Source organism: Streptococcus sp. DD10 (assembly GCF_001578805.1).
GTDB lineage: Bacteria > Bacillota > Bacilli > Lactobacillales > Streptococcaceae > Streptococcus.
The window spans coordinates 1-350 of sequence record NZ_KQ969219.1 but is presented as its reverse complement, the minus strand read 5'-3'; the positions used below and the strand labels follow the sequence as shown (position 1 = coordinate 350).

Genomic DNA, 350 nt, shown 5'->3' with positions numbered 1-350 from the left:
CTTGAAAAAAGCACGGAAAAATTTGGATTGGTTGATTGAGGAATTGGAACATGAAGAAAATCATAATTGAAACAAGTGATGACACGTTGATTCATGTCAATGGTCAGCATGTGACGATAAACGGTCATGATGTGTCTGATGCTTTGAATGATGTCAAAATTGAACGTTATATGGACAATGCGATTGCACGCTTGTCATTTTATGGGAAGATGGTGAAATGATGAAAAAACAAGAATTGATAACACGCTATGAGAGATTAGTAAATACTTGCGCGACTGGTTGGTGTCGGTCGGTCTATGCTGATGTGCTGGAAGATTTGAAACAACTAGATGAATCTGAAAAAGTCAAAA

At 37.1% G+C, this 350-nt stretch carries 1 protein-coding gene; it reads left to right on the top strand.

Going from position 1 to position 350, the window contains the following annotated elements; all coding sequences use genetic code 11:
* The first annotated feature begins 50 nt into the window (after window positions 1–50).
* Window positions 51–221 carry a hypothetical protein gene (locus STRDD10_RS11045; protein WP_156468671.1) on the top strand — a complete coding sequence of 57 codons (171 nt, stop codon included), beginning with the start codon at window positions 51–53 and terminating at the stop codon, window positions 219–221.
* Window positions 222–350: the final 129 nt, after the last annotated feature.